Below are 13,258 nucleotides of genomic sequence, written 5' to 3'. Positions count from 1 at the left end.
AACAATAGACAAACAGCGCCGGAAAGTCAATCACGATGGAGACAAGCATGAATCGGAACACCCGGGTTAAGCCTCACGGCAAGCGCCAGTCGAAGATCGCCGCGGCCAGCGGCTGGATCGGCTCGGCGCTGGAGTACTACGACTTCTTCATTTACGCGACTGCGGCGTCGCTGGTGTTCCCGCAGCTCTTCTTTCCCTCTGATAATCCAACGGTCGCCATCATCGCCTCACTGGCAACCTTCGGTGTCGGCTATATCGCCCGCCCGGTGGGCGCCGTCGTCCTCGGCCACTGGGGCGACCGCCACGGCCGCAAGACGGTGCTGCTCCTCTGCATGTTCCTCATGGGCTTTTCAACGATGGCCGTCGGGGTCCTGCCAACCTATAAGCAGGTCGGCATCTGGGCGCCGGTGCTGCTCGTGGTTCTTCGCCTCATCCAGGGCTTCGCGGTCGCCGGGGAGCTCTCCGGCGCCAGCTCGATGATTCTCGAGCACGCACCGTTCGGTCGGCGCGGCTACTTCGCGAGCTTTACCCTCCAGGGGGTGCAGGCCGGACAGCTCATGGCGGCAGCGATCTTCCTGCCTCTCGCGCATTTCATGCCCAGGGACCAGTTCACCTCCTGGGGCTGGCGGATTCCGTTCCTGCTCAGCATTGTCGTTCTCATCGCGGGCTACGTCATTCGCCGCAAAGTCGATGAGACCCCGGCGTTCGCCGAGGAGCGCGTGCACGGCGAAATTCCCGCCTCGCCAGTCGTCGAAGTGCTCCGGCAGAGCTGGGACGATGTCGTGCGCGTGGTCTGCATGGCGCTTACCGCCGTAATCGCCCTTGTCGCCGCGGTCTTCGGCACCGCCTACGCGGTTCAGCCGGCGTACGGCATCGGCTTCCCTCCCGGCATGTATCTGTGGATCCCTGTTCTGGGCAATATCTGCGCAGTGATCCTGATTCCCTTCGTCGGCAACCTCTCAGACAGGATTGGTCGCAGGCCGCCAGTCCTTGTCGGCACCCTCAGCGCCGGACTGCTCTCGTTCGTGTATCTGTACGCTATCAGCATCCATAACGTATGGCTGGCGATGGTTCTCTCGGTGCTCATGTGGGGCATCGCCTATCAGGGCTTCAACGGCGTATTCCCGAGCCTGTTCTCCGAACTGTTCCACACGCGCGTGCGCGTGTCCGGGATGGCCATTGGACAGAACGTCGGGACGACGCTTTCCGCGCTGCTCCCGGCATTCTTCGTCGCGGTCGCGCCCCCCGGCTCCGCCAATATTCCACTGAAGATCGGAGCCCTGACATTCGGCATCTGTGTCGTGGCCGCGATTGCCGCCTTTACCACGCGCGAGACGTACCGGGTCCGGCTCCACGATCTCGGCGACCGCAACGCGGTCCCTGTACCCAAAGGCGAATACGATCGTCTGCGCGCCGAGATGTTGCGTGAGACGACCGGAACAGCCGGCTCACAGGATCTGACGAACCAACTGCGCTCGTAGCCGAAAGCAAGGGCCATCTCGGCAGCGACCGCCCGGCGCAACTTACGCTGTTCGGACGAGCCGGGCAGGAACACGCGGCCGCGGCACTCGCCAATATCTGATGCCACACAGGAGAAAGACACATGCACAACCAAGGTACGCCACGTTACGATGGCCCGCGCGAACTCGCGCAATCCCTGACTCCGTTCGCACGTGTGAGCGCATCCGCAGCGGTCTGGAACAAGGAAGGGCTGCGCGCGGACTCCGAGTATCGCGACCTCGGACTCGCCGCGGTGACCAACGGTCGCATCGGCGCCAAGCACATTCGCGCACTGACCCCGTTCACCGATGCCACGGGCTGGCATTGGCACGACATGACTGCGCACTATCTGTATGTGCTGCGCGGATCGGTGACGTTCCGTTTCGCCGGCGTCGAGGGCGATGTGACTCTCAATGCCGGGGACGACCTCTCGCAACCCGCCGGCGTTCCGCACAATGTGATCTGGCGCTCCGATGACCTTGAAGTCATCGAGATTAACGAGCCCGCTGTCTACGGAACATGGGATCTCGCCGAAGCCCCGGCACCCTGGAAGTGAGCAGTAAGCTATGACTGCACCTTCCGTCAACATCGGACATGAGGCCGCAATGCATCCACATATCACGGGAAGAACGCGACTTTACGGGTTAGTGGGCGATCCGCTGACGGCAGCCAGGTCGCCGCAACTGCTGAACCAGCTTTTTATCGAACAGCGCGCGGACGCGGTCTGCGTTCCGTTTTGGGTCAAGGCGGAAGACCTGTCCGCATTCGTCGCCGGCGCACGAGCGTTACGCAATCTTTCCGGCCTGCTGGTCACAATGCCTCATAAGCAACGGATGCTGGATTTTGTCGACGAACTCCATCCCACTGCTTCCAGGGTCGGCGCACTCAACGTGATACGTTGCAACGAAGATGGACGCTGGGTCGGCGCCATATTCGATGGCGTGGGCTGTGTGCTTGGCATGCAATGGGAAGGCAATCATCCGGCGAATAAGTCCGTTCTTCTCGTCGGTGCCGGAGGCGCGGGCAGGGCTATCGCATTTGCAGTCGCGGCGGCGGGCGCCCGAACGTTAACCATATCCGACGTTGACGAGCAGCGGGCTGGCGAGCTCGCGGAATCCGTTGCTGCCGAAACCGGTTGCATCACGCATTCCGGACCTCCCGACCCGCACGGTTTCGAAGTCGTGATCAATGCCACACCGCTCGGCATGAACGCGAATGACGCCATGCCGGTAAATCCCGAGCGGCTCGCACCCGGCACCATCGTCGTAGACATCATCAATGCGCCAGAGCCGACGCAGCTTCGCCGCGCCGCGCATGCGCGCGGCTGTCGTACCCAGGACGGGGGGCCGATGCATGAAGGGCAGGCAGTGCATGCCCTACGCTTCCTTGGGTTCGATTACCACCCTGCTGGCAGGTCAGCACCGGACGACGGCGTGCTTTTCGCGCCTGCAACGAACGCAAGTCGTTAATGCCCTAACGCCTCTGGGAAAGCGCCCGGAATCGACAGTTTTACCAGTTTGAATGGAGGGAAGATGCGATGAACAGTTTCAACGTTTCCACATTGGTATGTGCGGCCAGCTTTAATGCGCGCATCGCGCAAGCACGGAGTCGATTCGTCGACGGTGCGAAGGGAGAACACGCATGAAAGTCGCATTGCTGGAGGCCAGCCATTGGCATGTCCCACTCTATCTCGATGCGCTTGAGGCGCCCGGTATCCAGGTGGTAGCCGTTTCAGATGCGGAGCAAGTAAAAGGACAGGCAATTGCCGCGCGCTTTGGGAGCACGTTGTACTCGTCGGCGTATGAGTTGCTCGAGCGCGAGGATGTCGATTTCGCGTTTGTGTTTGGGCGGCATTCCGAAATGCCGACGCTCGCGGAGGCGGTGATCGAACGAAAAATTCCGTTCGCGCTGGAGAAACCCTGCGGCGTAAACATGTCGCAGGTCACGCGGCTGCGCAAACTGACCGAGGAAGCCAATCTTTATTGCGCCGTACCGTTGATCTTCCGGATGAGCGAGTTGCTCGGCGCACTGGAAGATGCGGAGGATTGCATACCGTCGGACTTTAACTACATGTCTTTCCGTTTCATTGTAGGTGCGCCTGGTCGTTACGAAGCTGCAGGCGCAGGTTGGGCACTCGATCCTGTGTATTCCGGAGGCGGATCCACGATCAATGTCGCAACCCACTTCATCGATCTCTTCAGATTACTGACTGGCAAAGAAGTCGCGCGAGTCTCCGCCACCATGAACTCCCGAACGCATCGAGGCGCCGTCGAGGACTACTCGTTGCTGACAATGCAAACCGAAGACGGCGTGATCGGGCTCGTGGAGACCGGATACAGCTTTCCCAGTACTCAAGACGAGCAGCGCGAATTCTCCTTCACCCTTTCATCCGATCGCATGTACGCAAAATCGGGCCCCGACCGGATCGAGATTCGGGACCGGAACAATCTTGCCGCCGGCACTCGCAGTCGCCGTCTCCAGTTAGAGACCGACATTTACTACCCACTGTTCGTCAAGCGAGTGCTTGGTGAATGCCGCACAGGTGCAAGGCCGATCGCGTCCTTGCGCGACGCCGAGGCGATGATGCAGGTCATGGATGCGGCCTACGCTTCTGCTCGGCAGGGGGGTGCGCTTCAGACTCTTGAACCGATTTCCGGGTAATCCAGGCCATCGGATTGCGTCGCACGCCTATGCCGCTAACGAGATATTGCAATTTGGCCGATTATCCTGCACCGAAGGAAGGCGACTGGATCGCGCGAGACTTCCGTTTCCACACCGGGGAGGTGATGCCGGAGGTGCGGCTACACTACCGAACCATCGGCGACCCGTCCGGCGAGCCGGTCCTGGTCCTGCACGGCACGACGGGCACAGGCGCCAGCATGCTGACGCCCGCGTTCGCGGGAGAGCTGTTCGGGCCCGGACAGCCGCTTGATGCCAACAATTATTTCATCGTCCTCCCGGACGGAATTGGAGCCGGCGGATCGTCCAGGCCGTCGGACGGGCTGCGCACGCGGTTCCCGGCTTACAACTACGACGACATGGTGCTCGCGCAGTACAGGCTCCTGACCGAGGGCCTGGGCATCAGGCACTTGCGCCTGCTGATCGGCAACTCGATGGGCGGCATGCACACGTGGATCTGGGCGGTGCGATATCCGGACTTCATGGACGCGCTGGTGCCAATGGCGTCGCAACCGACCGAGATGTCCGGCCGCAACTGGATGCTGCGCCGCATGCTCACCGAGATGGTCCGCGACGACCCGGAGTACCTGGATGGCAATTACGCCAGCCCGCCCCGCTCCTTGCGCATTGCCAGCGCGTTCTTCGCGCTGGCCACCAACGGTGGAACGCTGGCCTACCAGAAAGCAGCTCCGACAATGGAGTTGGCCGACAACTTCCTGGACACCCTGTTGGCCCAGCCTTTCACGTTGGATGCCAACGACTTCTTATATCAATGGGGTGCCTCGCGCGGCTATAACCCGGCACCCGGCCTGGAGCAGATCCGGGCTATGGTGCTCGCCATCAACGCGGCCGATGACGAACGCTATCCGCCCGAGACCGGTCTGATGGAGCACGCGATGCAGCATGTGCGCCACGGCCGGCTGCTTTTGATCCCTGCCAGCGAGGATACGTGCGGCCACGGTACCAACGGCCTGGCGCGTTTCTACAAAGCCGAGTTGCAGGAACTGCTGCAATCAGCCCCACGCCGCGCCTCCAGGCGATGCTGCCCGGACAATACGGCGCCCCTTCGTCCGGCGCCTCGCTATTGAGCTGGACCTACACAACATGTCTTTCGAGCAACGACCATGTTCCGTTCGGCGATGGGCTGTTGCTGTCGCCGTGCGGCAGCGGGATGTGACGCATACGCTGCCCTCGCGTCCGCCTTGAGCGTCCGCCCGATGGTGTTGTCGCTGCGGTGCTCGTTTCTGCCGCTCGTGGATCAAGCGAACTGGCGCCAAGGCCCGTTGCGCCACAGAGGCGCAGCGGGACGAATGGAAGCGTCCCGCGAATGGATTTACGCCGGAGGGATTCCAGCATCTCGCGTTCAGGTTCATCGTTGGCCCGATAGCTCGGTATGAGCGCGGCGGGTGCAGTTGGATGCTGGATAAACGGCACGCAGGTGGAGGGTCCACGTTGAATGTCGGGGTTCATTTCATTGACCTGATCTCATCCCTCACAAACAGATCCCATCACCCACGTCTCGGCGCAGATGCGAACGTATCGACCTGATGTGACCGTCGAGGAGCAAGCCGTGTTCACGTGCCGAAACGCTGCGGGACAAATCGGCGTGGTTGAAACGGGTTACCTGTATCCATCGACAGCGGAGGATCAGCGAGACTTCGCGTTTTCCATCTCGCATACCTCCTCCTACGTCCGGGGTTATGCCGACCAGCTTTACATCAAAGCGCGGGGCCAACAGCAACGGCGCGCCACGAAGGTGGAGTACAACACGGACGAGTTTTATTCGGTGTTCTTAAAGCGCAGCTGGGCCGATCTGGCGAATGGTTGTCCTCCCGTTGCAGGGTTGCGGGAGGCCGAGCATGCGATCGCTGTCGTCGAGGCAGGATACCGCTCTGTAGCCAACGGCGGCGCACCAGAACCGGTCGACAATGCCTTCCAGGACCGTTGCCGCCTAACGGCTCTACCCGCCGCTACGCCTTGCGACGAGTTGTTGTGCGAGTCAAATTTCAACGCAGACCTTAACTCCGCCGCCAAGGGGCCGCTCTTCGCCGCTTGCGGAAGACCGCACCACGCGCGCCCGCCCTCGCCTCTCGACATTTGCCGATCCTGAACCTCTCGACGGATGCGATTGTTCTGGTTGGCAAGACGGTTGTTCACTTCGACGCGCCGGGGATGGTTGGCGGCCCATTGCCCCGCTTGCGCAGTCGATGCGATGGCGAGTGTCCCGGCCATCGCGACGACGACACTGCCAATCAAGGTTTTGCGGCGCGCGGCAATCGAAACTCGCGAAGCGATCGCTGCATTCCTTGTGGCGCGCGAAGTAGTATTCTCGCAATGCACGCGGTCGACCGATCATCTGACTTGAGGAGCCGGGCCAATGGGAAGCATCGACACACTTGTCGTGGCGGCATTCGCTTTTGTCGGCAGCCACTTTCTCCTGTCCCATCCGCTGCGGGCGGGTATGGTCCGGGCAATCGGCGAACGGGGTGCCATGGGCGTCTATTCGCTGATTGCGATACTGACGTTCGGCTGGATGGTCATGGCTTACGACAGGACGCCCGTCTCCGCGCCGCTATGGCCGGCAGGCAACGCGCTGTGGGCAGTTGTGACCGTGCTCATGCTGATCGCGTCGATCCTTCTGATGGGCTCCCTGATCCGCAACCCGGCGTTGCCCACCGGCGGCCGGCCCACCGCGTTTCCCGACGCGGCGCGCGGCGTGTACGCAGTGACCCGTCACCCGATGATGTGGTCGTTCGCGCTTTGGGGACTGTGCCATATCGCCGTGTTCCCGGTCACCCGGAACATCGTGCTTGCCGGGGCGATCATCATCCTCGCGCTGGTCGGTGCCGCGCTACAGGACCGCAAGAAACGGCGGCTGCAACCCGATCTGTGGCCCGCATGGGAATCGAAGACGAGCTATCTGCCGTTCGCGGCGATCGCCGCCGGCCGCGCGCGGCTGGGCGGGTTCGGCATGCACGCGCTGGTGGGCGGCGTCGTTTTCTGGCTCGTGGCGACGTGGGCTCATATCCCGCTCTCCGGTTGGCCGGCGGGCATCTGGCGCTGGCTCTAGCCGCACGGTTCCACGAGATTTGTTCTCGTGGCGCAAGACTCTTTGTCCACGGTGTGTGTTCGAATTCGCGGCGGATGCGCCTACAGTGCCCTCCATCGGGTCCATCGATTCGAACGGCCAGCAGGCCAGATCAATCACACTGTGAGACAAACCATGAGCACTTCCAAAGTCGTCATCGTCACCGGCGCATCGCAAGGCATCGGCGCTGAAACCGTCAAAGCCTTCCGCGCGCAGGGTCATCGCGTCGTCGCCACGGCTCGTTCCATCGCACCGGCCGTCGAGGCCGACTATGTCGCCGTGGCCGGCGACATCGGCGACGCCGCTACCGCCCGCCGCGTCGTCGACGCTGCCATCGAGCACTTCGGACGCGTCGATACGCTCGTCAACAACGCGGGCATCTTCATCGCGAAGCCGTTCACGCAGTACACCGCCGAAGACTACGCGGCGATCCTGAACGTCAACCTGAACGGCTTCTTTTACATTACCCAGTACGCGATCGACGCGATGCAGAAGCACGGCAGCGGTCACGTGGTCAGCATTACCACGACGCTCGCCGAAAAGGCGAACAGCAAGGTTCCGTCGGTGCTCGCGTCATTGACGAAGGGCGGCCTGAATGCCGCGACGCGTTCGCTCGCCATCGAATATGCGCGCGCCGGTATCCGCGCCAACGCGGTGTCGCCCGGCATCATCAAGTCGCCGATGCATCCCGCCGAATCACACGCGACGCTCGCCGGGATGCATCCGGTCGGGCGCATGGGCGACATGAGCGACATCGTCAATGCGATCCTCTATCTCGACTCGGCACCGTTCGTGACCGGCGAGATCCTGCATGTGGACGGCGGCCAGAGCGCAGGCCAGTAAGTGGTCTGGCGTCACCCGCACTCGCCCGGCAAGCCGACCCACACCGCACCCATGACGCGATTCATCGTCAGTGCGGGTGTCCGCACATTGCGCGCATGATCTGATTCGCGCGCTCGACGCCCCACTCAAGGAGCCCACCATGTCCGTCCAACAGAAACTCGCAGAACTCGGTCTCGAACTGCCCTCTCCTGCGCAACCGCTGGGCAGCTATACGGCTGTCAGCGAAGCCGGAAACCTGCTTTTCATCTCGGGACAGGTGCCGCTGTCCGACGGCAAAATGGTCTATTCGGGGCGTGTGGGCGAGAACCTGACGCTCGAAGAGGGCCGCAAGGCTGCCCAACTCGCCGCGCTCAACGTACTCGCGCAGATCTCGCGTCATCTCGGCGGTTTCGAGCGCCTGCATCACATCGTTCGCGTCGAGGGGCACGTCAGTTCCGCCGATGGATTCTACGGGCAGCCCGCCGTGGTCGACGGCGCTTCGGATCTGTTCGCTGCCGTGCTCGGCGACAAAGCGGGACATGCGCGTTCAGCGTTCTCGCATAGCCAGGGTCCCGCCGACGCCGCTGTCGTGATCGTCGTCATCGCCGAATTCCTGCCCGCCTGATCAACGCGCGCCAGGCGTGACGCACGCCCTTCCCGCTTGGCGGCGCGGGCCTCGAAACGCCTCCAAACGTGCTTGCCGCCAGCCTCCCGCTGATCGCGAGACGGGATGAAAGGCCCGGTGATCATCTCCGCATAGCTTTGTCCCGGCCCGACCATGGGAAACACATCGGCGTTCTGGTCGATCATGACTTCGAGGAACGCCGGTCCGGCGAATTCAATGAACGCCCTGAGTTTCTGTTCCAGTTCAGCGAGCGATTCGTCGGCGCGGCGGTCGGTTACGACGAAGCGGCTTCGGATGGCGGCGGCAATCGCGCCGCGGCCCATGCCTGGCGTCAGCGATCCGCCCGCCGCGATACGCGCGCGGGCGTCGTTGGAGTCACCACTCCTTGACGGCCACCTCGTAGTTGTCGTCGTAGAACGCGACGAGAAATTCCTCGGGCATCAGCCACGAGTCGACGCTCACGCTTTGCGTGCCAACGTCGACCGCGACTTTCGCGTCGGGATCGACCGACTTCATCGCATGCTCGAGCCTGGTAACATCATCTGCACGGATTTCAGTTTTCATCGAGAACTTCATGTTTCACCTCACCAGTCATCTACGTTCGAACCAGGCGGCGGCTCGCGATCAATCCGGGCTCGCCTGGACCTCGACCACCGTCCCGCGAGGCGTGCCGATCCAGTGAATCGCGGCGGCGAGACTGCCGAGCGCGATACCGAACGCGACGATGCCCGTCCAGCCATAGCGTGTCATCAACCAGCCGCTGACCGTCGCGCCGACAGCACCGCCGAAAAAGGTGGCCGTCATATAAAGACTATTGATACGGCCCTGCGCTTTCGGATCGACCGCGAACGCGCGCGTCTGGTTCGATACGAGACCGGACTGCACGCCGATATCGAGCACGATCACGCCCACGATCAACAGCGTCAGCGAGTTCGCCGCGCCCGACAGCAGCAGATACGCGAGCGTGACGATGCCGATACTAGCGCCGATCACCTTGCGGAATCCGACGCGATCGGTCGCATTGCCGCCGAGTGAAGCGGCGAACGCGCCGGCCGCGCCGATCACGCCGAAGCCGCCTGCCCATGCGCTGCCGAGATGCCACGGTCCGCTCGCGAGAAGCGCGGCGAGATTGACCCAGAACGCATTGAAGCAGGCCCACAGCAAGGCCTGGATCAGCATCGATTCCCGGATCGGCCGATTGTCCCTCGCGAGCGGCCACAGCGAAGCGAGCAGGCGCCCATAGGAGAGATTCGTCGACGGCACGCCGCGCGGCAGCAGCGCCGCGGCCGCGATCCAGACCGGCACCATGAAGGCCGCTTCGGCGACGTACACCGCGCGCCATCCATACGCCGCGCCGATCACGCCGGCGATGGTACGGCCGCTCAGGATGCCGACCATGATCCCGCTCACGACGGTGCCGACGTTGCGCCCGCGCTCGCTCGGCAACGACATCACGGCGGCGAACGGCACCAGCTGCTGCGGAACGCAGCTCACGATGCCGAGGCCGAACGACGCCGCGACGAGCGCCCAGATGCCGGGCGCGACGGCCGCGGCGACGCCGAACACGCAGGCGAGCGCGATCTGGATCAGCACCAGCTTGCGGCGATCGAACCGGTCGCCGAGCGGCAGCAGCAACGCGAGCCCGCTCGAAAAACCGAGCAGTGCCGCGGCGGCGACGAGATCGACCGTCGTCACGTCGACGCGCAGACCCGCGGCGATCAGCGGAAGGATCGGCTGCGTGCAGTAAATGTTGGTGATCACCGCGCCGGCGATGATCGCCATCATGACGATCTTGCCGCGCGATGCGAATGCGGGCGTGGCGGCACTATCGGCTGAATGGGTTGAATCGCGCATGACAAGCTCCTTGTTGTTCGTTCGCTCCCGTATTCGCAGCGACATGCCGCGATCCGGTTCCAGTATTGAACGGCGGGCGGCACGTTGCCCGCTATCCGCCGTAGGTCGACTCCCATCCCCCTCCCAGCGCTTTACAGAGCGTGATCAGATTGGTCGCGGCGGTGGCTTTGCTCTTCTGCAGATTGCTCTGCGCTTCGAGCAATTGCCGCTGCACGTTCAGCACGTCGAGATAGTCGAGCGCGCCCGCCTTGTAGCGTTCCCGCGCAACGGCCAGCGCGCGCTCGTTCATGCTGACGGCCGTGGCGAGCCGATCGCGGCGGCGTTGTTCGGCGTCGTAGGTGACGAGCGAATCGTCGACTTCCCGCCACGCGCGCAGCACCGTCTGCCGGTAGACGATGGCGGCTTCCTGTTGTTGTGCTTCACGCAGTTGCAGCGTGCCCTTCAGACGGCCTCCCTCGAATATCGGCAACGTAATCGAAGGCCCGACGACGAACTGCCCGGACGCCCAGCTGGCGAGATTCGACAGTTGAAGACTCTGAAACCCCGCGCTGCCGTTCAGCGTGATGCGTGGATAGAAATCGGCCTTCGCGACGCCGACGGTCGCGGTTGCCGCATGCAGGTCCGCCTCCGCCTTGCGGATATCGGGCCGGCGCTGCACGAGCTCGGACGGGAAGCCGATCGGCACCTGCGCGGGCAGCACCGGCACCTCGCGCGGTTCGGCAAGCGTCTGCCGCAGCGCACCGGGTTCCTGCCCGAGCAGCAGCCCGATCGCGTTGATCGTGGTCTCGCAGTGCGACTCCAGCGTCGGAATCAGGCTTTCGATGTTTTCCACCTGTGCGGCAGCGTTCGACACGTCGAGATCGGTCGTGACGCCTTCATGCGCGCGAACCCGCGTGAGCTTCAGCACATCGTTGGCGATGTCGAGGTTCTGTCTCGCGATCTGCAGCAGATCCTGCGTGTCGCGCAGCTCGATATAGTCGCGCGCCAGTTCCGCGCGCGCTCTCAACAGCACCGCGTTGCGGTCCTCGTATGACGCCTGGGACAGCGCGCTCGCCGCTTCGACGCTGCGTCGCACGTGCCCCCACAGATCGATCTCCCACGACGCATCGAACCCGGCCTGATACAGGTTATAGGCGGGCGAGCCCGCCGAGCCGGGCAACGGAGCCACGCCCAGCGGCGCGCTGCCGGAAGCCGATTGCGGTTGGCTTTGCGTCGGCGTGACGCCGAGCAGCGACAGGATGCCGTTCTGGCTGCCGCGTTCGCGGTTGTACGAGGCGGCGCCGTCGAGCGTCGGGTATTCGGCGGCGCCGGCAACGCGCCGCTCGGCCCGGCTTTGCAGCAAACGCGCGGAGGCCGCGGCCACGTCGAGGTTGGCGTCGGCCAGCTGCTTTTCCAGCTGGTTGAGTACCGGATCGTTGAACAGCGTCCACCAATCCGGACCGAACTGGGATTCCACCGCCCGGCTCGGCGACTGCGCGGTTTGCGTACGCTCGAAGACCTGCGGCGTGGCGGTCTGTGGACGTTCGAAATTCGGACCCACCGTGCATGCCGTCAGCGCGACACAGGTCAGAAGCGCTGCGACGATCGCGCGCGCAGAGTAGTTGCTCGTGTTCATTCTCTTTGCGCTCCCTCGGCCGTCGCCTCGCCACTGTGGCCCACCACGACGTCCGCTTCGACCGAGAGCCCCACGCTCAATGCCGCTGCACTCGCCTGGCCGCGATCGATCGTGATCTTGACGGGCACCCGCTGCACGACCTTCGTGAAGTTGCCGGTGGCGTTGTCGGGCGCGATCGGCGCAAAGCTCACGCCGGTCGCCGGCGCGAGGCTATCGACACGGCCGCGGATCACGATGCCGGGCAGGCTATCCACCGTCACGCGTACGCCTTCACCCGGTCGCATATTGGTGATCTGGCTCTCCTGGAAGTTGGCGACCACGTACGCGTCCGACAGCGGCACGATCGCCAGGACTGGCGCGCCGGGCGTCACGAATGCGCCGACCCGCGCCGAACGGCGGCCGACCTTGCCGTCGACGGGTGCGCGGATCTCCGTGTACGACAGGTTGAGCTTCGCCTGCTCGAGCGCCGCCTCGGCGTGTTCCAGCGCGCCCGCGGCCTTGTCGCGCTGCGTGCGCAGCACGTCCAGATTCTGCTCGGTGGCCAGCAACGCCGCCTGGTCGTGCGACTGCTGCGCAAGCTGCTGCGCGAGCGTGCTCGAAGCGCGTTGTTGTTCCTGCGCCGTCCCCGCGCCGGCGTCGGACAGGTTCTGGTAGCGCGACGCGTTGGCCCGCGCAAAACCGATCGATGCGTCGTCGGCGCGCAGCGTCGCGCGCGCCTGCTCCACCAGCGACGGCTGACGCGCAATTTCCGCATCGAAGTTCGCCACCGATGCCTTCGCCGCGACCACTTCCGCCTCGGCGCTCATCAACGCCGCGCGAAAGTCGCGGTCATCGATGCGCACGAGCAGTTGGCCCGCTTTCACGTCCTCATTGTCTTTGACCAGTACGTCCGTGATCTGACCCGGGACGCGCGGCGCGACGAGCGTGAAGTCCGCGGTGACGTAGGCGTCGTTGGTGGACTCGGTATTCGGGCTCGAGAGCAGCCTCGTGCAGCCCCATGCAGCGAGGCCGACGACGCCGATGACCGCGGCAGCACGAAAGATCTTCAATGGGGATGGCATAGTCGATGACATGG

Annotated in this window: 13 protein-coding genes and 1 pseudogene; 9 read left to right on the top strand and 5 right to left on the bottom strand. The window is 63.7% G+C overall.

The annotated features are described in order from the left end of the window. Nucleotides 1-47 precede the first annotated feature (47 nt). The 9 genes from OKW35_RS36135 to OKW35_RS36095 all read left to right on the top strand — a co-directional run bounded on the left by OKW35_RS36135 (nt 48) and on the right by OKW35_RS36095 (nt 8,714). Nucleotides 48-1,481: an MFS transporter gene (locus tag OKW35_RS36135; RefSeq protein WP_429554559.1), complete on the top strand. Its 1,434-nt coding sequence runs from the start codon at nt 48-50 to the stop codon at nt 1,479-1,481. Between the two features lie 122 nt (nt 1,482-1,603). Further along, nucleotides 1,604-2,056, top strand: a complete 453-nt coding sequence (locus OKW35_RS36130; protein WP_090805074.1) for a cupin domain-containing protein — start codon at nt 1,604-1,606, stop codon at nt 2,054-2,056. A 10-nt stretch (nt 2,057-2,066) separates the two neighbouring features. Next, nucleotides 2,067-2,969 (top strand): shikimate dehydrogenase family protein, encoded by a 903-nt coding sequence (locus OKW35_RS36125; RefSeq protein WP_262419986.1) that lies wholly within the window; start codon nt 2,067-2,069, stop codon nt 2,967-2,969. Between the two features lie 172 nt (nt 2,970-3,141). Next, nucleotides 3,142-4,161 (top strand): Gfo/Idh/MocA family protein, encoded by a 1,020-nt coding sequence (locus OKW35_RS36120; RefSeq protein WP_184067549.1) that lies wholly within the window; start codon nt 3,142-3,144, stop codon nt 4,159-4,161. A gap of 29 nt (nt 4,162-4,190) precedes the next feature. Continuing rightward, nucleotides 4,191-5,267 carry an alpha/beta fold hydrolase gene (locus OKW35_RS36115; protein ID WP_429554558.1) on the top strand — a complete coding sequence of 359 codons (1,077 nt, stop codon included), beginning with the start codon at nt 4,191-4,193 and terminating at the stop codon, nt 5,265-5,267. Nucleotides 5,268-5,728: 461 nt separating this feature from the next. Beyond that, on the top strand, nt 5,729-6,289 hold the full coding sequence (locus OKW35_RS36110) for a hypothetical protein (RefSeq protein WP_429554557.1): 561 nt from the start codon (nt 5,729-5,731) through the stop codon (nt 6,287-6,289). A gap of 267 nt (nt 6,290-6,556) precedes the next feature. Next, nucleotides 6,557-7,249 carry an NnrU family protein gene (locus OKW35_RS36105; RefSeq protein WP_429355599.1) on the top strand — a complete coding sequence of 231 codons (693 nt, stop codon included), beginning with the start codon at nt 6,557-6,559 and terminating at the stop codon, nt 7,247-7,249. Between the two features lie 153 nt (nt 7,250-7,402). Then, nucleotides 7,403-8,110 carry an SDR family NAD(P)-dependent oxidoreductase gene (locus OKW35_RS36100; protein ID WP_184067560.1) on the top strand — a complete coding sequence of 236 codons (708 nt, stop codon included), beginning with the start codon at nt 7,403-7,405 and terminating at the stop codon, nt 8,108-8,110. 139 nt (nt 8,111-8,249) lie between these two features. Continuing rightward, nucleotides 8,250-8,714 (top strand): RidA family protein, encoded by a 465-nt coding sequence (locus OKW35_RS36095; protein ID WP_429355600.1) that lies wholly within the window; start codon nt 8,250-8,252, stop codon nt 8,712-8,714. 68 nt (nt 8,715-8,782) lie between these two features. Here OKW35_RS36095 and OKW35_RS36090 read toward each other — a convergent pair. The 5 genes and pseudogenes from OKW35_RS36090 to OKW35_RS36070 all read right to left on the bottom strand — a co-directional run. Continuing rightward, nucleotides 8,783-8,968: pseudogene (locus tag OKW35_RS36090) on the bottom strand (biosynthetic-type acetolactate synthase large subunit); the annotation flags it as partial. A gap of 121 nt (nt 8,969-9,089) precedes the next feature. Beyond that, nucleotides 9,090-9,290 carry a copper chaperone gene (locus tag OKW35_RS36085; RefSeq protein WP_184067569.1) on the bottom strand — a complete coding sequence of 67 codons (201 nt, stop codon included), beginning with the start codon at nt 9,288-9,290 and terminating at the stop codon, nt 9,090-9,092. A gap of 48 nt (nt 9,291-9,338) precedes the next feature. Further along, nucleotides 9,339-10,568, bottom strand: a complete 1,230-nt coding sequence (locus tag OKW35_RS36080; RefSeq protein ID WP_429554556.1) for an MFS transporter — start codon at nt 10,566-10,568, stop codon at nt 9,339-9,341. Nucleotides 10,569-10,659: 91 nt separating this feature from the next. Then, nucleotides 10,660-12,183: an efflux transporter outer membrane subunit gene (locus tag OKW35_RS36075; protein WP_187612804.1), complete on the bottom strand. Its 1,524-nt coding sequence runs from the start codon at nt 12,181-12,183 to the stop codon at nt 10,660-10,662. Next, nucleotides 12,180-13,256, bottom strand: coding sequence for an HlyD family secretion protein (locus tag OKW35_RS36070; protein WP_429554555.1), 1,077 nt, complete (start codon nt 13,254-13,256; stop codon nt 12,180-12,182). Before OKW35_RS36070 ends, OKW35_RS36075 begins: the two co-directional genes overlap by 4 nt. Between the last annotated feature and the right edge of the window lie 2 nt (nt 13,257-13,258).

The organism is Paraburkholderia sp. MM5477-R1 (assembly GCF_050436385.1).
Classification (GTDB): Bacteria; Pseudomonadota; Gammaproteobacteria; order Burkholderiales; family Burkholderiaceae; genus Paraburkholderia; species Paraburkholderia tuberum.
The sequence above is the reverse complement of the archived record's forward strand: the minus strand, read 5'-3'. Positions and strand labels throughout refer to the sequence as shown.

What these genes read in the sequence shown, in the direction of transcription:
- OKW35_RS36135 (WP_429554559.1), top strand. Translation starts at nt 48, where the DNA reads ATGAATCGGAACACCCGGGTTAAGCCTCACGGCAAGCGCCAGTCGAAG.
- OKW35_RS36130 (WP_090805074.1), top strand. Translation starts at nt 1,604, where the DNA reads ATGCACAACCAAGGTACGCCACGTTACGATGGCCCGCGCGAACTCGCG.
- OKW35_RS36125 (WP_262419986.1), top strand. Translation starts at nt 2,067, where the DNA reads ATGACTGCACCTTCCGTCAACATCGGACATGAGGCCGCAATGCATCCA.
- OKW35_RS36120 (WP_184067549.1), top strand. Translation starts at nt 3,142, where the DNA reads ATGAAAGTCGCATTGCTGGAGGCCAGCCATTGGCATGTCCCACTCTAT.
- OKW35_RS36115 (WP_429554558.1), top strand. Translation starts at nt 4,191, where the DNA reads ATGCCGCTAACGAGATATTGCAATTTGGCCGATTATCCTGCACCGAAG.
- OKW35_RS36105 (WP_429355599.1), top strand. Translation starts at nt 6,557, where the DNA reads ATGGGAAGCATCGACACACTTGTCGTGGCGGCATTCGCTTTTGTCGGC.
- OKW35_RS36100 (WP_184067560.1), top strand. Translation starts at nt 7,403, where the DNA reads ATGAGCACTTCCAAAGTCGTCATCGTCACCGGCGCATCGCAAGGCATC.
- OKW35_RS36095 (WP_429355600.1), top strand. Translation starts at nt 8,250, where the DNA reads ATGTCCGTCCAACAGAAACTCGCAGAACTCGGTCTCGAACTGCCCTCT.
- OKW35_RS36085 (WP_184067569.1), bottom strand. Translation starts at nt 9,290, where the DNA reads ATGAAGTTCTCGATGAAAACTGAAATCCGTGCAGATGATGTTACCAGG.
- OKW35_RS36080 (WP_429554556.1), bottom strand. Translation starts at nt 10,568, where the DNA reads ATGCGCGATTCAACCCATTCAGCCGATAGTGCCGCCACGCCCGCATTC.
- OKW35_RS36075 (WP_187612804.1), bottom strand. Translation starts at nt 12,183, where the DNA reads ATGAACACGAGCAACTACTCTGCGCGCGCGATCGTCGCAGCGCTTCTG.
- OKW35_RS36070 (WP_429554555.1), bottom strand. Translation starts at nt 13,256, where the DNA reads ATGTCATCGACTATGCCATCCCCATTGAAGATCTTTCGTGCTGCCGCG.